The 20,041-nt window shown below is 36.6% G+C and carries 16 protein-coding genes; 2 read left to right on the forward strand and 14 right to left on the reverse strand.

The window, feature by feature from the left end:
• The first annotated feature begins 140 nt into the window (after positions 1-140).
• The gene (locus tag LF886_RS17210; protein WP_236850826.1) at positions 141-1,406 is read left to right on the forward strand and encodes a helix-hairpin-helix domain-containing protein; all 1,266 of its coding nucleotides are present in this window, start codon (positions 141-143) and stop codon (positions 1,404-1,406) included.
• A 125-nt stretch (positions 1,407-1,531) separates the two neighbouring features.
• On the opposite strand, the gene LF886_RS17215 is transcribed toward LF886_RS17210, so the two are convergent.
• From LF886_RS17215 to LF886_RS17245, 7 genes are all read right to left on the reverse strand, one after another.
• Positions 1,532-2,755, reverse strand: coding sequence for a YncE family protein (locus tag LF886_RS17215; RefSeq protein WP_236850827.1), 1,224 nt, complete (start codon positions 2,753-2,755; stop codon positions 1,532-1,534).
• A 165-nt stretch (positions 2,756-2,920) separates the two neighbouring features.
• A complete protein-coding gene (gene rluF, locus LF886_RS17220) occupies positions 2,921-3,643 on the reverse strand; it encodes a 23S rRNA pseudouridine(2604) synthase RluF (RefSeq protein WP_236850828.1) in 723 nt (240 codons plus the stop codon).
• Positions 3,643-4,137 (reverse strand): hypothetical protein, encoded by a 495-nt coding sequence (locus tag LF886_RS17225; protein ID WP_236850829.1) that lies wholly within the window; start codon positions 4,135-4,137, stop codon positions 3,643-3,645. Before LF886_RS17225 ends, rluF begins: the two co-directional genes overlap by 1 nt.
• 80 nt (positions 4,138-4,217) lie before the next feature.
• Entirely contained in the window at positions 4,218-4,916 is a 699-nt protein-coding gene (gene truB / locus LF886_RS17230) for a tRNA pseudouridine(55) synthase TruB (protein ID WP_236850830.1), read from the reverse strand.
• A 26-nt stretch (positions 4,917-4,942) separates the two neighbouring features.
• Positions 4,943-5,761, reverse strand: coding sequence for an undecaprenyl-diphosphate phosphatase (locus LF886_RS17235; protein WP_236850831.1), 819 nt, complete (start codon positions 5,759-5,761; stop codon positions 4,943-4,945).
• 175 nt (positions 5,762-5,936) lie between these two features.
• Positions 5,937-6,233: a DUF3098 domain-containing protein gene (locus tag LF886_RS17240; RefSeq protein ID WP_109738872.1), complete on the reverse strand. Its 297-nt coding sequence runs from the start codon at positions 6,231-6,233 to the stop codon at positions 5,937-5,939.
• Positions 6,234-6,235: 2 nt separating this feature from the next.
• Entirely contained in the window at positions 6,236-7,135 is a 900-nt protein-coding gene (locus tag LF886_RS17245; protein WP_236850832.1) for a cell division protein FtsX, read from the reverse strand.
• A 91-nt stretch (positions 7,136-7,226) separates the two neighbouring features.
• On the opposite strand from LF886_RS17245, the gene rsmA reads away from it, so the two are divergent.
• Positions 7,227-7,997: a 16S rRNA (adenine(1518)-N(6)/adenine(1519)-N(6))-dimethyltransferase RsmA gene (gene rsmA / locus LF886_RS17250; protein ID WP_103234746.1), complete on the forward strand. Its 771-nt coding sequence runs from the start codon at positions 7,227-7,229 to the stop codon at positions 7,995-7,997.
• Between the two features lie 120 nt (positions 7,998-8,117).
• Here rsmA and LF886_RS17255 read toward each other — a convergent pair whose 3' ends face one another.
• The 7 genes from LF886_RS17255 to rdgB all read right to left on the reverse strand — a co-directional run bounded on the left by LF886_RS17255 (position 8,118) and on the right by rdgB (position 20,001).
• Complete coding sequence (locus LF886_RS17255) at positions 8,118-10,475, reverse strand: choice-of-anchor L domain-containing protein (RefSeq protein ID WP_236850833.1); 2,358 nt, start codon at positions 10,473-10,475, stop codon at positions 8,118-8,120.
• A gap of 288 nt (positions 10,476-10,763) precedes the next feature.
• A complete protein-coding gene (locus tag LF886_RS17260; RefSeq protein ID WP_236850834.1) occupies positions 10,764-14,342 on the reverse strand; it encodes a choice-of-anchor L domain-containing protein in 3,579 nt (1,192 codons plus the stop codon).
• 168 nt (positions 14,343-14,510) lie between these two features.
• A complete protein-coding gene (locus LF886_RS17265; protein ID WP_236850835.1) occupies positions 14,511-16,871 on the reverse strand; it encodes a choice-of-anchor L domain-containing protein in 2,361 nt (786 codons plus the stop codon).
• Between the two features lie 206 nt (positions 16,872-17,077).
• Positions 17,078-17,653: a DUF1003 domain-containing protein gene (locus LF886_RS17270; RefSeq protein ID WP_236850836.1), complete on the reverse strand. Its 576-nt coding sequence runs from the start codon at positions 17,651-17,653 to the stop codon at positions 17,078-17,080.
• An 11-nt stretch (positions 17,654-17,664) separates the two neighbouring features.
• On the reverse strand, positions 17,665-18,435 hold the full coding sequence (locus LF886_RS17275; RefSeq protein WP_410685638.1) for a TIGR02757 family protein: 771 nt from the start codon (positions 18,433-18,435) through the stop codon (positions 17,665-17,667).
• A gap of 7 nt (positions 18,436-18,442) precedes the next feature.
• Entirely contained in the window at positions 18,443-19,357 is a 915-nt protein-coding gene (locus LF886_RS17280; protein ID WP_124530340.1) for a ribonuclease Z, read from the reverse strand.
• A gap of 68 nt (positions 19,358-19,425) precedes the next feature.
• Positions 19,426-20,001 carry an RdgB/HAM1 family non-canonical purine NTP pyrophosphatase gene (gene rdgB / locus LF886_RS17285; RefSeq protein WP_410685068.1) on the reverse strand — a complete coding sequence of 192 codons (576 nt, stop codon included), beginning with the start codon at positions 19,999-20,001 and terminating at the stop codon, positions 19,426-19,428.
• Positions 20,002-20,041 lie beyond the last annotated feature (40 nt).

A 20,041-nucleotide genomic window follows, 5' to 3' on the forward strand; every position in this document is an offset into this window, starting at 1 on the left:
CAGCCCCTATAATGAAATTATATTGCAAAAAAGCAACATTACCATCAACTTTTAAACAATAACAAACAATCTCTATATTATCTTTAACCATTTCATTATCAGCTATTGACATGATTTATTTTTATTAATAAGTTTACTTGATGATGAGAAAAAACTATTACCAGAAATTGGCATTTATGGTCACATTACTGACTATTTTATTGGCCTATCAGAAATATACCAGCAAGGAAAAAGAACCCTTTCCTGAAGTTACATTCATATCTGATTCTTCCCTATCTTCCAATCTATCAGATTTCGATCCCAACGTATTGGACAAAGAGCAATGGCATAAGCTTGGTTTTTCAGAAAAGCAAGTCGCTACGATTCTTAAATATAAAGGTATCATAGGTGGAAAATTCACTTCAAAAGAACAGCTGAAAAAATGTTATGCTATTTCTGAGGAAAAATTTAGTGAATTGGAAACTTTCATATTACTTCCCGAAGCTACAGAAAAAGGAAATTCAAAGAAATTTAATACCATAGCAAAAAAAGAAATTACTATTACGGGAAAATTCAATCCTGATCAGTTTTCTGCCAGCGACTGGCTCAAAATGGGCTTCAGTGAAAGACAGGCAGAAGCCATTTTAAAATATAAAAATTATCTGGGGGGAAGTTTTGTCAGCAAAGAGAAGTTTAAAGAATGTTTTATCATTTCACCGGAAAATTACGGTAAACTAGAATCTTATCTTTTACTACCGGCCAAAACTCCCGAAAACTTCAGGAATTTCTCAAAGAATAATTCGGTTAAAACCAAAATTCAATACCATTCTTTTGATCCTAATCAGCTGGATTTAGAAGGTTGGAAAATGCTTGGATTTTCAGAAAAACAAGCCGTTACCATCATCAATTACCGTGACAGGAATTTACGGGGAAGCTTTAAAAATACGGAAGATCTGCAGAAATGTTTTGTGATTTCCCAAGAGAAATTTCAGGAGCTGAAACCTTATATCAAACTTCAGGAAAAACAGCAGGAAAAAACAGATTTTTCTAAAACCGATCTCAATGCAATCAGTTTCAGACAACTTATAGAATTTGGCTTAGATGAAAGAAGTGCCGGTTCCATCATTGGTTTCCGAAAAAAACTGGGAGGTTTTGTCAATAAGCAACAGATTTTAAGCACTTATAATATTGATCAGGGTCTTGTTCAAAAATTGATATCAACAGCACCATCATTGAATACTTCAGATGTTCCAAAATATTCATTAGTAGACGCTCCTGAGGAATGGCTTAAGAATCATCCTTATTTCAAGTACTCTGCAGATAAAATCATATTTTACCGGATCAGTAATCCTGATGATAAAAAAATATGGAAACTTTTAAAATTGAAACCTGAGTATGAAGAAAGAATGAGATTATATGTAAAATAATACAATCCCTTACAAAAAACTGAATTTCAAACATTCACCCTACTCTACGTAGGATTTTGAAGGACCAATGTATCCCCAGTAAAAACTATTTCAAATAGTTATCATCTGAAGCAGGATTCTAAATTTTAGTGGTGCATATAATTGCTGGGACCATTTGTTCCTTCAATGGATTCCGGCAGGATTCCATATCGATCCCGTAAATTCACTGTACCTAATGTTTTTCCTGTATTAATATCAATTACACTGATGGTTCCGGAGTTGATATTCGGGATATCCAATAAATTATTTTGTACTGCTACAACATCTTTTCCTGATTTGGTTTTAAAGAAGGCCATATGATGTGCCCCTTTATCTGCGTTAAATGTTTTCAAAAGTTTGAGTTGGGGAAGATTGCTCAAATCAAAGACAAGCACTTTTCCGGGATCTGCAAAGCTCACATACAGTTTGTTGGAATCGTCAATATACATTTCGAGTGCCCAGCCTAATCCTTGTGTACTTCCCTCAAAAATTTTACTGAAAGCATCATATTTTTTGGTTGTGGTATTGTATGGAGCAATCCAGATATCCCCTCCAAGCATTGTTGTAGCAAGCGCATATTGTGGAAATTTTCCACGCAGTAATAAAACTTCAACAGGACTGGACATATCTGTTGGCGAGTCTGCTACCTGATAGGTCTCCTTTAGTTCATAAGTATTGAGATCTAATAAAGTACACGTATTCCCTACGCCGGTAGTAAGATCCGGGTGAATGGTAGAGGTGACCATCATTAATCCCTTTTCCTCATTAATTGAAATACCGTGTGGATACATTATAAATTTGCTAGGATTAGCTTGAATTGGTGCTTTAATAGTTTTGATAAGCTGATTATTATTAGCGTTAAAAACACCTATGCTGCCATCTTTTGGGCCTCCTGCCCCACCCATAAAGGTCATAAAATATCTTCCGTCATTGGTGAAAAATAAATTCTCTCCCACCGTATTCTCACCGGTATCAATAGGGATTGCATTCATTAATTTTGGCTGTCCGTCCGCATCTTCTTCCGTCTTTATTTCATAGAGATAGCTGCCTCCCAAAGCTGTTGTGAACATTTTTTTAGCATTTTGATTATAATAAATATGATGCGGCAATACGCCAACACCCAGTTCAAGCCTGCTGCTGATATATCCGAAATTTGGGGCTTCAGGATCGAGTTCAATAACGGCAATTCCGTCTGGTAATCCTTTCAGGCTTCTGTAATCAATGTAAAACGAAGAATCATGTGGATGATCCGAATTATGGTTATCATCATGACAACTGGTGAATATCACCAAAGCAATAAATAAAATAGCAGTATGGAATTTTAATTTCATGATTTTCAGGTTATAGTTATTATTACTATAAATATAACATATTTTAAGTATGAAATAAAATATATTACACTAAAGTGTGAAAAATTAACAAATAACTATAAATTCATTTTCAGTTGTTTATACTGAAGTTTATGGATAGAAAACCATTAAAATATAAATTATGCGTTAGTCTATTGTTTTGCTGGAATCAGAAAGCAAAGTGTTCAATGTATTCATTTCATCTTCTGTCATATCTCTCCATTTTCCGACTGGGAGATCAAGTTTGATGTTCATGATACGGATTCGTTTCAACTTTTTCACTTCATATCCAAGGTATTCACACATTCTTCGGATCTGTCTGTTGAGTCCCTGGGTAAGAACAATTCTGAAGTTCATATCATCAATCTTCTCTACTTCACATTTTTTGGTCACCGTATCCAGGATAGGAACTCCATTCCTCATCTTTTCAATGAATCTTGGATTAATTGGCTTATCTACACGAACAATATATTCTTTCTCGTGATTATTACGGGCTCTTAAAATTTTATTAACGATATCTCCATCATTGGTCAAAAGAATAAGTCCTTCACTTGGCTTATCCAGTCTTCCGATAGGAAAAATTCTTTTCGGATGGTTGATATAGTCTACGATATTATTTTTTTCGCGCTTTGTATCTGTAGTACAAACGATTCCTACCGGTTTATTAAAAACTATATATATAGGCTTTTCCTCAGATTCTCTGATGGGTTTCCCGTCTACTTCTACAAGATCTTCGTCAGAGACTTTTGTTCCTAACTCAGGAATTTCACCATTTATTTTAATTCTACCTTCTTCCAAAAGTTTATCTGCTGCTCTTCTTGAACAGTATCCTACTTCTGATAAATATTTATTGATACGCGTTTTTTCCATTAGTCTTTTCCGTAGCCTGTATAATTTTTATTGCTGAAAATGGTAATTCCATAGCTTAAGCCTATAAAAAAACCATCAGCTCCATCTTTTAGTTTATGTGATTCAAAAACAATTCCTCCTTCCTGGCTCAATCTTTTTGAATAAGAAACCTGCATTCCAAGTCTCCCGCCCCAAAACTCTGTATCTGAAATAGCAGAATGATTAAGTTGCTTTCCGTAATTGATATCTATATAAAAAGGTCTTTCCCCGGGAGAGAAAATAATCTTCGGCTGAATAACCCAATAAATCAAATGATAATTATCCTTTATAAAGCTATATTTGAATCCTGTTCCCAATGCAAAGTTAGGAAGAAAATTATAACCTCCTATAGCAGTGATACCATAAGTCAGATTTCCTAATGATGATCTGTTCTCAATATACTGCGAATTGTTAGTCTGATTCTTCTTATTAATATTAAAACCTACATTAAAAGAAGGGTTTAAATAAAAGTCCATTTTTGATTTTCCTGTATCTACTTCTTGAGAAAATGTCTTAGAAAAAATACATATAAATAAAAAAAAGGATAATTTTATTTTCATAGACCTTCAAATCTATAGTCGTTACTTAAAAACTGGTCTGTAGCATCTTCTATAGCATAGTCTCCAATTTTTGTACGTCTCAGTTGTGTCAGGTAGGCACCTACTCCCAATTCCTGCCCGATATCATGTGCCAGGCTTCTGATATACGTTCCTTTTGAACAGCCTACTAAGAAGCTTATTAAAGGAAAATCTATTTTAACATCCTGGATATAATGAATGGTTGTTTTTCTGGACTTCATCTCAACTTCTTCACCGGCTCTTGCCAGGTTGTAAGCTCTTTCACCATCAATCTTAATAGCTGAGTAAATGGGTGGTTTCTGTTCGATTTCTCCAACAAATTTTCCCAAAACGTCTTTTACCTGTTCTTCAGAAATATGAGCGATTTCCTGATGAAGAATCTCAGGTTTTTCAGTGTCATAAGATTCGGTTTGTACGCCAATCTTGATCTCTGTCCAATATTCTTTGGGTGCATCCTGAATTTCAGGAATTTTCTTCGTGAATTTTCCACAGCAGACAATAAGAAGTCCCGTTGCTCTGGGATCTAAAGTCCCGGCATGTCCTATTTTGAATTTTTTAGGAAGGTCAAACTCCCTTTTAAGTTTATATTTCATTTTATTGACAGCTTGGAAGGAAGTCCAGTCCAAAGGCTTGTCCAATAAAAAAACGTATCCTGATTTCAGTTCTTCAGCAGTCATGAATGGGTATAATGATGAGTAATTTCTTATTTAAAGAAATAAAAATAAATCAATAGGGCAACTCCAACAAAAATACGGTACCAGCCCCAAGGTTTAAATCCATATTTATTAAGCACTCCAATGAAGGCTTTAATAGCGATAAGTGCTACGATAAATGCTACAACATTTCCAATCACGAAAATCATGATGTGATCCTGTGAAGCCATAATCATTTCATATCCTTTCTGCGGATTTGCAGTTTCTTTTCCCCAGGTTTTAACAAAAACTGAATATACAGTTACTGCCAGCATCGTAGGTACGGCAAGGAAGAAAGAGAATTCTGCAGCTGCTTTTCTGGTAAGCCCCTGTGTCATCCCTCCGATGATAGAAGCTGCACTACGGCTTGTTCCCGGCATCATCGCAAGACATTGCCAAAATCCAATGGTAACGGCTTTTTTTATGGTAATTCCTTTTTCATCATCAATTTTAGGATTTTTAAACCAATCATCTACAAATAGCAAGACAACACCTCCTAAAACCAATACTGAAGAAATAGCAATCTGATTACCAAGAATCGCTTCAATTTTATCATCGAATAAATATCCTAATACCAATGCCGGAACTACAGCAAAAGCTAGTTTAAAATAGAACTGAATATTATTTAAGTCAAAAAACTTCTTCCAGTATGCTACTACCACAGATAAAATGGCTCCAAACTGAATAGATACCTGAAACATTTTTAAAAATTCTGTTTCTTCCAGCCCCATAAGGTTAGCCGTAAATCCCATGTGTGCGGTAGAAGAAATCGGAAGATATTCTGTAAGCCCCTCTACAATGGCAATAATAATTGCTTTGATTAAATCCATATTCCTTTAAAAATTAAAAGATTAAAAGATTTAAGAATTAAAAGACTGGCTGTTGCCGAAATAAATATTAATCATTTGATAGATGAAATTGTATTACTGGGTATACATTTTCAAATTAATATTTAACTGAATCTTTTAATTCTTAAATTTTTTAATCTTAAATAAAATTATTTATTTATTTTCTTTTTAAGATAGCATATACTTCTATTACAAATCCAATAACAACAAATAGAGGTGCTATTCTGATTCTTCTGATAGAAAAGATACCGTCATTCCATGAGTTTGGGTCAAATTTTCCATCTACCGTATTGGCATCCGGTCCCATCATCAGTAGAAATCCTACTACAATGAATGCTAGTCCTATCAGCATCCATTTGAAATTCTGCTGCCCAAAATAGAAAGTACTTTCCTGTGGGACTTCTGCTTCATGTCCAAAGTCTGAAGCGGAAAATTTATTTGTTTTTTTGCTCATTTTTAAGAGTAGTATAAATCGTCAACGTTTGATTTTAAGAATCTCCATGTAGCGAAAATCGTACTTAAGACAGAAATAAAAACTCCTACTCCAAGTACTAAGATCACTAACCAGAAGTACTGGTTGTTGTCCTGTACGAAAGCAGAGCCAATCTGGCTTGTGAAATAATACCAAACACCTCCTAAGGCAAGAAGACCAATTAAAGAACCAATAGCTCCTAAAATAACGGCTTCTATAATGAAAGGTTTAAGGATAAATCTTCTTTTCGCTCCTACCAGCTGCATTGTTTTAATAATAAATCTCTTCGAGAATATTTTCAGACGGATAGAGTTGTTGATCAACACAACCGCCAATACCAGAAACAGAACTGAAAACCCTAAGATCCATTTTAAAATTCTGCTCAGGTTATTGTAAACATCCACCATTAAAGTGCTGTCATTTTTCACATCAATAATCCCTGGAACAGATTTGATTTCTTTAATTGCTTCATCAATTTTTGCAGGATCTACAAATTCTGGTTTTAAAGCAACTTCAATGGAAGAAGGGAAAATATTTTCTTCAAACAGTGCATCACTGTCGATTCCCATTGTTTTCTTGGCTTCTTTTGCAGCCATGCTTCTTGAGATATAGGTCGCTTTTTTTACAGGAGCTAACGTCTGTACCTTTTTAAAAGTTTCTTCCTCTAGTTTTGCAATTTTCACAGAATCTTTAGCATCATAATTTTCATCAAAGTAGGCGTTCACCACCAATTGTTCTTTGATATAGTCAGAATATTTCTGGGCATTAATCAAAATAAGCCCCATTAACCCTAACAAAAATAACACTAAGGCAATACTTATCACAACTGTAATATTGCTGGACCGAAGCCTTTTCTTATTAAATTCATCTACAGATTTAGCCATTAATATTAAAATTTTTGGCTAAAATAGAAAAAATCTTCCGAAATTTGGGACGAAAAAAAGAAAATCACTGTTAATAAAATCATAAAAAACGTTGAGTGTAAAAGCAAAAAAACATCTTGGTCAGCACTTCCTGACAGATGAAAATATCGCAAGGAAAATCGTAGAAGGTCTTAGTTTTGAGAACTATAACAACATTATGGAAGTAGGTCCCGGAATGGGAGTTCTTACCAAATATCTTCTTGAAAAAGATCAGAACATCTATCTTGCAGAAATCGATACAGAATCTATCGAATACCTGAAAAACAATTATACAAAGGTTACTGAAGAAACTTTTGTAGGAGATTTCCTGAAGCAGGATTTCAGTTTTATCAAAGATGATCAGATTGCCATCATTGGAAATTTCCCGTATAATATTTCTTCACAGATCTTGTTTAAAATCGTAGATCATTACGAATTGATCCCTGAAATGGTAGGAATGTTCCAGAAAGAGGTCGCTCAAAGAACGGCTGCCGTACCGAGAACTAAAGATTACGGTATTCTTTCTATTCTGATACAGGCCTATTATGATGTAACCTACATGTTTACAGTACATGAGAATGTCTTCAATCCGCCACCAAAGGTAAAATCCGGGGTAATCCGCCTTACAAGAAATCCAAAAGATGGTCTTGCAGGCAATGAAGTTCTATTTAAGCAGATTGTAAAAGCAGGTTTCAACCAAAGAAGAAAAAAGCTTTCTAACGCTTTAAAAATATTAAATATTCCTGAACCATTAAAAGGACATGAATTTTTAGATAAAAGAGCCGAAGAACTTAGTGTAGCAGACTTTATATATTTCGCCAATCTCTGGAAAGACAATAAATAAGACCTAAAAAAGCTCCTGATCAGGAGCTTTTTTATTGGATTAAAGATCTTATTCTTTAAAAAAGCAGAAAGCCTTTCAAAATAAATCTGAAAGGCTTTCTTTTATATTACATTATCAATTTTAATTTCTGTTTTTCAGCATAATCCATCCTGACCAGTTCATCTGAGCTTTTGATTTTGGATACTCAAAATTAAACTTATACCAGTATGTTGCTGTTGGAAGTCTCTTCCCTCCTACAGTTCCGTCCCAGATAGGAGCTTCTTTTGAGAATCTGAACATTTCCACTCCGTATCTGTCATATACAGATCCTGTGAAGTTTTTGAAATCCCCAAGAGCTTTTAGATCCAATACATCATTGATTCCGTCTTCATTCGGAGTAATGATATTATTGATCTGCAATGTAAAGAACTCTAGAGATCCAACACAATGTGTCCCTACTCTTCTTACTAAAACCGTGTAGTTGGTATTATCCAAAAGATTGGTAAACACGTTGGAAGCCTGCCAGCTGATTCCGTTATCAATAGAATATTCCAATGTGCTTGGTAAATTGTTCATCGGAGGGTTCTCAGCAGTAATTGTTACTGTTTTTTTGATACTTTCATAGTTTAAAGCGGTAACAAAAGGAGTAGCTGCTCCCATTACTTTAGCCTCAAAGATTTTCTTACAGATTCCATTGTCAATTTCCACGGTATAAATTCCCCATTGGTCTACAACAATTTTCTGAGTAGTAGCTCCTGTACTCCAAAGATATTTATAACCTGTGCCTGCTCCTGCATCTAAAGTCACTTTATCACCGATACACATTTCAACATCTTTCAATGGTGAAGTGATTTCCGGAACAACTTCTATTCTAATAGTTGCCGGATTCAGAGATTTACAGCCTTTTGGTCCAAGTGCGTATACTGTAAATGTTGTAGTCTGATACAAAGTAACAGTCTGCATATTACCTGTTCCCATAAAGTTGCTCCAAAGATAGGTATCTCCTCCTTCAGCAGTAAGGGTTACAGATTCTCCCGGACAAATTTGCATTCTGGAAGCTTTTACTTTAGCTGTTGGTGTTGTTTCTTTCTGTAATGTCAGTTCAACCATTTTGCTGCAGAAACCACCATTGGAAACCACCACATAAAGGATTTGACCATCGTTTCCATTATAGTTTAATGGAGTCTGAATATAATTGTTATTCTGTGCAACTGCATCAGCCTGATTTACATAGAATTTGAAGATAGCTCCTGGAGTCGGGCTTATCGCCGGCATAATGGTGCTTAAATCAAAAGTGGTAATATCCGGTGTTGTACAAAGCAGCAATGTTGCATTCTGAGCCTGTGGAGTTGTTCCTCCGTGAATCTGGATGGTTGCTTTACCCGGACATGGATTTCCCGGAACGCTTACTTCAATAGTATAGGTACCCGGTTGTACAGCCGTAATAGTATTGGTAGTGGCATTAGGTACCGGAGCACCATTAAAATACCATTGATATACAAGGTTAGGATCATTTACTGAAGCAGTGATTACCTGAGGTACGTTGTCACAAACATTGATATCTGAAGGTAATTTTGTCCCTGCAGGATCTAAAAGGTCTACTCCAATATTGAAAGATCCACCTTCCAGGAATACAGCAGAATCATAACTATGGTCACTGTAATCGGCAATTACCATTTTAAAGTGGTATTGTTGCCCAGCTACTACTGTTGCTGTAGCAGTCAATGGAATTGTTCTTCCATTAAAGTTCGTTTCAACATTACCTGTGTTATAACCGGCAAAATACTGTTCATTTACCGCACCACAACTCCCTGATATTGCCGGGTGGATATTGGTAATACTTACTGGTCCTGCTCCTCCCGGAAGTACAGCCATATTCACATAAGGCCCTCCTGAAGTAGGTCTAAGTAAGATTGCAAAAGCATCTGCAAAGGTACAAGGGAATGAACCTGTATATTCTTCGGATGCAATCAGATAATTAAATTTAATCTGACTTGTAGTAGGAACGAAATCAAATTCCAAAAGGACAGCATCATTCAATCTATTTTCTATTACCCCAATAATTTGTGCAAGATCAGCATCTGATCCTCCACCATTGACATCACTAAGTCCACCTTCGAAGGTATTACCAGCTCTTCTCGCATATCCTGTAGAAAGGATAAGCCCATCTTTAAAAGGAAAGTTGGTTGCAGCTTTATGAAAATATCCCCAGGCTCTGTCTGCGTCACTTGCAGCATGATTAGGAGTAATCTTCACATTACTTACATTGGGTGTCAGACAGGTATTGGTCCCGGATGAGATCAATACATCTTTTACCATTTTCTCTATAGTGAAACTAGACTCAGGATATGACGGAGCATTCACATCAATAAAAGCACCCGCTCTTCTTGATAGAGCTGTACTCGTTTCTTTTGCCTGCTTCCTTGGCGGCTGGTTTTGTGAAAATAAAAAAGTCGAAATGACTAAAAAAAATAAACAAAGCGGTAGATGTCTTCTCATAATATTTTTGTTTCAACAAATTTAATTTTTTTTTAAATATCTCATATACATATTTGTGTTTTTTACGATAAAAAAACAAAATAAGAACCTTTTACAGTAAATTTCCGTTAATCAATCCCTATCCGTTCAGCCACTACAGAATGTGGTAGCATCCTGTTACAAATTGTTTTAACATATTTATCCCCTATTTTAAATAATTCACAAAACACGACAACAGATATTCTTAAAAACAACAAAATCTTCCATTGCTGAAAGATTTTGTTGTTTATTTTATATTTAAAAAAATATCTAATTTCTGTTCTTTAGAAGAATCCATCCTGAACGTTGTTCCATCTTCTTACTGGCCGGGTTTTCCCATTGTACCCTATACCAATAAGTACCTGTAGGAAGATTGAGACCTTTTAAAGATCCTTTCCATATAGCATCCCCTTTTCCAGCTTTGAATACCTCCGCTCCATATCTGTCGAAGATAGAGGCTGCGAAATCTTTATATCCGCTTATTCCTGTAAAATCGATGGTATCATTTATACCATCCATATTAGGGGTAATGGCATTACTGATAACGAATGTGAAATAATCCAGTGAGGTACCACATTTAGCACCTTTCACTCTTACCATCAGAGAATATGTTGTATTATTCAAAATACCTGTAAATACATTTGATGGTTGCCATGTCAATCCTCCGTCTATCGAATATTCTAAAGTTCCTCCAGTAGGATTGCTTGCCGTAAGAGTAAGAATATGATTATCATACACCACATTTGTAAACTGTGGCAGATCAGGGTTAATCAGTTGAGCAGAGAACGTTTTTGAACAAACTCCATTACTGATTATCACAGAATACGTTCCCGCAATACTAGTAGTGATTGTCTGAGTGGTTGCTCCTGTGCTCCATACGTAAGTATAATTTGGTCCTGAACCTGCATCAAGAGTACCTTTATCTCCAGCGCAGACAAATACATCTTTCAATGTAGAAACGATTGCCGGAACTACTTCAATGGTAACTTTAGCGGGGTTTACAGAACTACATCCATTTCCTCCCAATGCATATACTGAATATTCTGTCGTTATTGTAGGCGTCACTACCTGAGTATTTCCATTCCCGGTAAGTCCGATCCAGTTATAAGTAATTCCTCCGGTGGCTGTCAATGTTACAGATTCTCCTTCACAAATTTTTAATTTGGAAGCTGTAAGACCTGCTATAGGCGGACCTACCTGAACAGTTACCGTTGCCGGTGTTGCAGATATACATCCATTAGCTCCCACAGCAAATACTGTATATACTGTCGTGTTAGTAGGTGAAACAACCTGAGTGTTTCCGTTTCCTGTAAGACCATTACCCCAGTTGTAGGTTACACCTCCTGAAGCAGTCAATGTTACAGATTCTCCCACACAAATACGCGGCTGTGATGAAACAACTGCAGCCACTGGTTTTACTTTATCTTCCTGTACTGTTACCGTTGAAGTAAAAGTACAGCTTAAATTTCCTGGCTGTGATACATTCGTCACAGTTAAAGTATAGGTACCGCCCGCGCTTACAACAGGAGTAAGTGTATTGGCTCCTGATACAATAGTTCCTCCGGCTGTTGTCCATGCAATGGTAGATCCTGCAGGCACTACAGAAGTTGAAGCGTTAATTGTAATCTGAGGGGTTGTACAGGTAATCGTTTGTGGTGCAGCAATCGTAAGAGTAGTTTGAGGCGTGCTCAATAATTGAAGAGACACCACATAGCTACAACCTCCATTACTTACCAATACATAAATCGTCTGGTTTGCTGGCGGAGTATATGTTGTAGGAGTTGCAATAAAGTTTCCGTTAGCAGCATTGGCATCAGCCTGGTTTATATAATAGGTAAAGATAACTCCTCCAGTAGTTGTGATCTGAGGTTGGGCCTCTGTAAGGTTATAAGTCAATCCTGGTTGATAGCACTTGTGCAATATTGCATTCTGTACAGTAAAAGGTTCTGATACTTCAATCGTTATAGTGGCAGGATTTTGAGATACACATCCATTAGCTCCTACTGCTGTAACGGTATAAGTTGTTGTAACGGTAGGCGATACAGTTTGTGTATTCCCTGTTCCCGGAAGTCCATTACCCCAATTATAGGTAGCGCCTCCTGAAGCGGTAAGTATTGCAGAATCACCTTTACAGATTTTCAATTTGTTTGTGGTAAGTCCGGTAACTGGCGGAGCACTGTTTCCTGTTACAGTTACATTGCCCACAACAGTACAGCTGAGATTTCCGGGTTGATAAATTTTTGTTATGGTTAAAGTATATGTTCCCGCAGCATTGATCACAGGGTTTAAAGTCGTTCCTCCTGAAACAATATTTCCTCCTGTAGTTGTCCAGTTGAAGGTAGCACCTGTTGGATAAACCGAAGCCGAAGCATCCAGTGTAGTCTGAGAACTAGCACAGGTTAGTACTATCGGAGGGGCTATTGACACCGTCATTTGTGGTGCTTTTATCAACTGAAGCTCGGCTACTTTGGCACAGAAACCGTTTGCTACTCTCACATATACTGTTCCTCCTGCGCTTTGGTAAACTGTTGGAGTAGGAATTGTATTTGCATTTCCGGCATTGGCATCTGCCAGTGTCGTATAATATGAAAATACAGCTCCCGGAGTTGTACTTATTGAGGCTTGTGCTGATGTTAAATTGAATGTGGCATTTCCGGCAGCATAACAAGCTGTCAAGGTAGCATTTTGTACTGTAGGTGATGTTCCGCCTACTACTGTAATGGTAGCCTCTCCCGGACAGCTATTTCCCTGAATAAAAACTTTTACAGTATATACTCCCGGTTGAGTTGCCGTATAACTTGCATTGGTAGCCCCGGCAATCGGATTGGTTCCTAAATACCACTGATAGGTTATATTAGCTCCCTGAACAGAAGCCGTAAAAGTCTGCGGTGTATTATCACACATATTTACAGAAGCGGGAAGCTGTACTCCTGCCGGATCAAGTATCTTTACTCCAATATCGAATGACCCTGCTTCTAAAAATACGGCAGAATCAAAATTGGGATCCTGATAATCTGCCAATACGATTTTAAAGTGATACGTTTCTCCTGGAATTACAGTTGCCTTTGCCGTCAGAGGGATAGTACGTCCATTAAAATTGGTTTCAATCTGAGCGGTATTTGTACCTCCGTAATAGGCTTCATTCTTAGGTCCGCAGTTTTGATATTGTGGGTGAATATTTGTAACACTTACTGCTCCTGCTCCAGCAGGAAGCACTGCAAGGTTGGTGTAAGTAGGATCAGTTGCTTTTTTCAGCAGCAAAGCAAAACCATCGGTGATGGTACATGGAAAGTTTTGCTGATATTCTTTTGATGCAAATAAATATCTGAAAGTAATTTCGGTAGAAGCTGCCACAAAATCAAATTCTATAGAGGTGGCATTGGTAAGGTTATTATTACCAATTCCCAAAGCATTTGCAAGATCTACATCTCCTCCGGTTCCCAGATCATCACTTAGAGTTCCCTGAAAAACATTTCCTGCTTTATTGGCATATCCTGTGGAAAGTATAATCCCTTTACTAAAAGGAAAATTGGTATTTGATTTGTTAAAATATCCCCAGCTTCGGTTTTGGTTGGTAGCAGGTAGATTAGGAGCTACGGTTACGTTACTTACGCTGGAATTTGTACAAGTACCTCCTGATATAAGAACATCTTTTATTAGCTGAGTAATAGGATAGCCGGACTCTGGATAACTTGGTGCATTCACATCTATAAAAGCACCTGCTCTCAAAGAAGCAGCTTTAGGTTTTCCAGCAATTTCTACCCTTCCTTTATTTTGAGCCAAAACAAAGTTCCCCATGAAAGCTAAAAATAACGCTAAAAATAAATTTCCTCTCCTCCTATTTAACATTTTATATTATTTTAAACAAAAATACTATTTTTTTTGATTGAAATTCAAGTTAACACAATTTACATTATTACTAACGCAAATTTATTTATATTAGAATATCAACTCTGTTTATTTTAAAATAATAAAAAAAGACTGACAAAATAGTCAGTCTTTCAGTTATAGTTTAAATTATTCAATATTTTTAAGTAATATCCATCCTGTTTTCACAGTAAGTTCCTTACTGGCAGGATCTTCGAAGGTTACCTGATACCAATAGGTGGAAGTAGGCAGTTTCTTACCCTGGAAATATCCATCCCAATACGGTGTCATCTTCTCTGCCTTGAATACTACTCTTCCGTATCGGTCGAAGACCTGACCACTGAAGTCTTTATAGTTGATCACTCCACTGAAATCAATAATATCATTAAGATTATCCCCGTTTGGAGTAATGACATTTTTCATAACGAATGTAAAGAATTCAAGGAAACCTACACAACTTGTATATTTAACTCTCACTCTGATAGCAATCACTTTATTTTTAGGAACATTGTTAAATATATTTGATAGCTGCCAGGTAACCCCGTTATCTATTGAATATTCCAATATACCATTACTAGGATTACTAGCGGTAAGGATCATGGTTCCTTTGTCATTATAATCTACTTTTGTTACTTCAGGAATCACCGCTTTGATCACCTGTGTTTTGAACTCTTTTGAACATACTCCATTGCTGATTATTACTGAGTATTGTCCCGGAGTCCCTACGGTAATACTCTGGCTTGTTTCACCCGAGCTCCACTGATAGGTATATCCAGGTCCTGAACCTGCATCCAGGATAATTTTATCTCCCTGGCAGATATGACCTCCTTTTAAGTTCGAAACAATAGCCGGTACTACTTCAATCGTAATACGTGCCGGCTGTAAAGATTTACACCCTTGTGCTCCTATAGCATATACCGTATATGTAGTTGTCTGAGTAGGACTTACAGTTCTTATTCCCCCTGTGGTGCTTGAAGAATCACTCCATTGATAGGTCACTCCACCGGTAGCTGTTAACAATACAGATTCACCAGCACAGATTTTTAATCTCGGAGCCGTAACTAAGGCTGTTGGAGTTTCTTCTTTTCTTAATGTTAAGGTTGCAATTTTGCTACAGAAAGCACCATTGGAAACCAGTACATATAGTATCTGTCCATCTGTCCCCGTGTAGCTGGTCAGATTGGTAATATAACTGTTATTTTGAGCCTGCGCATCAGCCTGGTTTGCATAAAAACGGAATACCGCTCCCTGCGTAGTACTGATCAAAGGTTTTGCTGTTTCTAAATTAAAGGTACTGAGCGTAGGTGTTGTACAGAGTTTAAGCTCAGCATTCTGTACGGTAGGACTTGTTCCTCCGATAATGGTGATGGTTGCTTCACTAGGACATTGATTACCCGGAACCATTACTTTTACAGTATATACTCCTGGTTGGGTTGCAATATAAATAGCGCTGGTTGCTCCCGGAATAGCTACTCCATCTTTGTACCATTGATAAGTCATTCCCGGAATTGCCGCTACTTGTGCTTTCAGCTGTTTTGGTGTATTGTCACACATATTGATGCTGCCAGGTAATACTACACCGGTTTCATCTACAATCTTAATCCCCACATCAAAAGATCCTCCTTCCAGAAATACTGCAGAGTCATGAGAAGGGTCCTTTGCATCTGCCAATACCATTTTGAAATGGTAAGTCTGCCCAGGAATTACATCTGCAACAGCTGTTAAAGGGGTTGTTCTTCCGAAATAATTAATAACCAAATGCGGATTCGCCAAAGCTCCAAAATAATTTGCATTGATAGGCCCACAACTGAATCCATTCCCTGCAGGAACGATATTGGTTGCACTTACGGGTCCTGCATTACCCGGTAATATGGCAAGATTAGTATAAGTAGGATCTCCAACTTTCTTTAACAATAATGCAAAAGCATCAGAATACCCTGTACAAGGATAGTTGGAAGTATATTCATCGGAAACGAATATGTAATTAAATTTTACCTGATTAGAATTCGGAACGAAATCAAATTCCAGAGATACTGCATCCGTTAAGCTAACCGTAGCTCCGGTAGCTGTTACAAGGTCTGCGTCACTTCCTGTCCCTACTGGTTGTCCAACCGCTGATACATAGCTATTACCAGCTTCTGAAGCGTATCCTGTAGTCAGAACGATCCCATCTGTAAAAGGGAAACTGGTTGTCCCTTTATGAAAATATCCCCAAAATCTGTTGTTATTAGTCACATCATGATTAGGAGATACAGTAACATTCGTCACATTGGCTGTCGTACAATTCGTACCACCATTGATCAGAATATTTTTCACCAATTGCTCCGGGGTGTAGTTGGACGGAGTATAAGGAGGAACATTCACATCTATAAATGCACCAGCTCTAAGACTGGCTGTAGAAGGTTTTATCTTTTCTGATTTTCTGACAGGTTTCGTTTGAGAATATGCAGCAACAGAAATCAATAAAAAAGAAAAAAGGAAAAAATAGTTTTTTAGTCTATAGATTAACATTTTGTTTTCATTTGTTCAAATGTAGCAAAAATAATTGTACTAAATCAGCCTTCAATATGACTATTTCAAAAATAAACATCCACATTCACAACTTTTATTTCTTATTGTTACATTTTCCATAATTATTTAAAATTTAAATTATATCTAAAAAAAAACAGACCAATACCATTGATCTGTTTACATTTTGTTAAAATAATTCAGTTATTTTATTGTTCTTTTTTCAATTGATCGATCTCATTCTGCAGTTGTGAGATGATATCTTTTAACCCTTTTATTTCATTTTTATTGGAAGTCACATTACTTTTCAGAATTACATTTTTTGCTCTTTCATTATGATCTTCATCCTCCTCGTCCTCGTTGATTTCTTCAATATCTTCACTGATTTCTTCAATATCTTCACTGATTTCTTCAATGTCTTCCTGAATATCTTCTATATCCTCGTTGATTTCTTCAATGTCTTCGCTGATCTCTTCAATATCCTCACTGATTTCCTCAATATCTTCCTGAATGTCTTCAATATCCTCCTGGATATCATCAATTTTTTCGTGACTTTTATTGACTGACATCTGAATAAAAATAGCCAGATAAATAGCTTCCAGAGAAAGTACCGTAGTAAGAATCAGAAGCATTTTATCAAAATCTACAATGTTCAGCATTGGAAGCAAAAACGAAGTAAGGAACAGCAACGTATGTACGATCAGGGACTGAATAGATCCTATCCACGAGGTAATACTGTCTGCTATCTTTTCAAGAACTTCTGCTTTTTCGTTATATTTTTTCATCCTTTATATTGTTACAACAGTTCTTTCGTTACGCCTAATCCAAACAATGCAAAATCATATTTCGCAGGATCATCTGCATCAAATTTTCTAATGGCAATATCCAGCTCCTCTACTGTTTTCCAGTCATTCTGAGTTCTGGAAACCAATCCTAATTTCCTGGAGATATTTCCGGTATGCACATCCAAAGGAATGGAAAGGTTTTTCTGATCTATATTCTCCCAGATTCCAAAATCTACTCCTCTTTTATCTTTACGCACCATCCACCTCAGAAACATAATAATCCTTTTGGCAGAAGAGTTTTTGTAAGGTGAACTGATATGTTTATGACTTCTGTGTTTTTCTGTTTCCAGAAATCCACTTCTGAATCTTTCTATCGCATGGAGAAAATTATTTTCTGAGTTTTTTACTTCAAATAAGCTTTCCAGGCTTTCATTTTCTTTATAAATCCTATTGAACTGTCTGATAAAATAGGAAAAGTCCTGTCCATTGAAAGTTCTGTGAATGCTTTTATCCTGAATACTTTCCAGATCTTTTTCTGAATAATTCATCACAAAATCGTAGGGAGAATTTCCCATAATATCAAGCATCTTATCTGCAGAATTAATAATCGATTTTCTGTTTCCCCAGGAGATCGTAGCTGCCAGAAATCCTGCAATTTCCACATCCTGTTTTAAGGAAAAACGGTGGGGAATCTGTATAGGATCATTTTCAATAAAATCAGGAGCGTTGTACTGATCTGCTTTTTCGTTGAGAAAATCTCTGAGTTCTTCAAATTTCAGCATATTCATTCTAAATCTTTACACTTTCCAATGCTTTTGGTAAAAATGTATTGGGAAATATCTTTCTTGCTTCATCGGTAAACACGGTCAGATCACCATATCGATTGGAAAAATGTCCTAAAATCAGCTTTCCAACCTGAGCTTTCTGAGCAATTGTTGCCGCCTCCAATGCCGTAGTATGTCCTGTATAATCAGCCATTTCCTTCAGATCATGCAAAAATGTGGATTCATGATACAGAACCGTTACATTCTTAATAATCGGAATAAGACTTTCAAGATAACGGGTATCACTACAAAATGCATAAGATACTGACGGAGCAGGTTCAACAGTCAGAATTTCATTCTTAAGAACATAGCCATCGCTTAGTACAAAGTCTTTCCCTGCTTTTATATTATGATAATCACAGGATTCAATTTCGCTGTACTTGGCAATTTCTTTCATATTAAGATGTCTGTCTTTCGGCTTTTCTTTAAAAAGGTAACCGTTACAGTAAATCCTGTGATCCAGCGGAATAGTATATACTTCTACCCTGTTGTCTTCATATATTTTTTCAGAATAATCTTTATCCAATTCATGATAAACCACTTCAAAACCACGATGGGTTTCTGTAATCTGAAAAATGGTTTCCATCATCTTCTTAATTCCTTTCGGACCATAGACATGCAACGGGGTATCTCTTCCTAAAAGGCGGAAAGAAGCAATAAGTCCCGGAAGCCCGAAACAATGATCCCCATGAAGATGGGAAATAAAAATATGATTGATTTTTGAAAATCTTGCTTTTGCTTTTCTCAGCTGTACCTGCGTACCCTCTCCACAGTCGATCAGGAAGAGTCTTTCTTCCATTTCCAGCAGCTGGGCTGTAGGTGATGTGTTGATGGTTGGAATAGCGGAGTTAAAGCCTAATATTGTTAAATAAGTACTCAAATCAATAATTTATTATAACAAATGTACGACAGAAAATCTAAATGGGTGTTTCACCGTGATATTTAAACTTAATCAGTCACTTTTAAAAAATCCATGAAAAGGTCCAATGCCTGCTTACGGTGGCTGATTTTGTTTTTATCTGCCGGATCCATTTCTGCAAAGGTTCTTTCATATCCTTCAGGAACAAAAATAGGATCATACCCGAATCCTTTATAACCTTTATTTTCTGTCAAAAGGTTTCCGTGTACTCTTCCTTCAAAATATTGAGCTCCATTATCATCATAGTAGCACAGAACAGTCACAAAATAAGCTTTTCTGTTTTCAATTCCCTGCATTTCTTCCAGTACCTTTTCGATATTTTTAGCAAAATCATGATCTCCGGCATAACGGGCAGAAAAGATTCCCGGTCTTCCATCTAAAGATTCTACTACCAGACCGCTGTCATCTCCCAAACTTGGAACTCCGGTCTTTTCGAAGCAGTACTTAGCTTTAATCAAAGCATTGGCATGAAAAGAATCTCCATCTTCTACAATTTCTTCGTGAATATTGTAATCGGTAAGACTTTTCACAACGCAATCACTTCCCAGGATCTGTTGAATTTCTTCTTTTTTATGTTCGTTGTGTGTAGCTACTAATAATTCCATTTCTATATTCATTTTCAATTTTACTTTTTTTAGCCAGGTT

The sequence above is a fragment of the Chryseobacterium sp. MEBOG07 genome (assembly GCF_021869745.1).
Lineage (GTDB): Bacteria > Bacteroidota > Bacteroidia > Flavobacteriales > Weeksellaceae > Chryseobacterium > Chryseobacterium viscerum.

Bases quoted from the DNA above. Each gene is read 5' to 3' on its own strand.
- rdgB (WP_410685068.1), bottom strand. From the start codon at position 20,001: ATGGAATTATTAGTAGCTACACACAACGAACATAAAAAAGAAGAAATT.
- rluF (WP_236850828.1), bottom strand. From the start codon at position 3,643: ATGGAAAAAACGCGTATCAATAAATATTTATCAGAAGTAGGATACTGT.
- LF886_RS17235 (WP_236850831.1), bottom strand. From the start codon at position 5,761: ATGGATTTAATCAAAGCAATTATTATTGCCATTGTAGAGGGGCTTACA.
- LF886_RS17275 (WP_410685638.1), bottom strand. From the start codon at position 18,435: ATGCTGAAATTTGAAGAACTCAGAGATTTTCTCAACGAAAAAGCAGAT.
- LF886_RS17260 (WP_236850834.1), bottom strand. From the start codon at position 14,342: ATGTTAAATAGGAGGAGAGGAAATTTATTTTTAGCGTTATTTTTAGCT.
- LF886_RS17225 (WP_236850829.1), bottom strand. From the start codon at position 4,137: ATGGACTTTTATTTAAACCCTTCTTTTAATGTAGGTTTTAATATTAAT.
- LF886_RS17265 (WP_236850835.1), bottom strand. From the start codon at position 16,871: ATGTTAATCTATAGACTAAAAAACTATTTTTTCCTTTTTTCTTTTTTA.
- LF886_RS17270 (WP_236850836.1), bottom strand. From the start codon at position 17,653: ATGAAAAAATATAACGAAAAAGCAGAAGTTCTTGAAAAGATAGCAGAC.
- LF886_RS17215 (WP_236850827.1), bottom strand. From the start codon at position 2,755: ATGAAATTAAAATTCCATACTGCTATTTTATTTATTGCTTTGGTGATA.
- LF886_RS17210 (WP_236850826.1), top strand. From the start codon at position 141: ATGATGAGAAAAAACTATTACCAGAAATTGGCATTTATGGTCACATTA.
- truB (WP_236850830.1), bottom strand. From the start codon at position 4,916: ATGACTGCTGAAGAACTGAAATCAGGATACGTTTTTTTATTGGACAAG.
- LF886_RS17245 (WP_236850832.1), bottom strand. From the start codon at position 7,135: ATGGCTAAATCTGTAGATGAATTTAATAAGAAAAGGCTTCGGTCCAGC.
- LF886_RS17240 (WP_109738872.1), bottom strand. From the start codon at position 6,233: ATGAGCAAAAAAACAAATAAATTTTCCGCTTCAGACTTTGGACATGAA.
- LF886_RS17255 (WP_236850833.1), bottom strand. From the start codon at position 10,475: ATGAGAAGACATCTACCGCTTTGTTTATTTTTTTTAGTCATTTCGACT.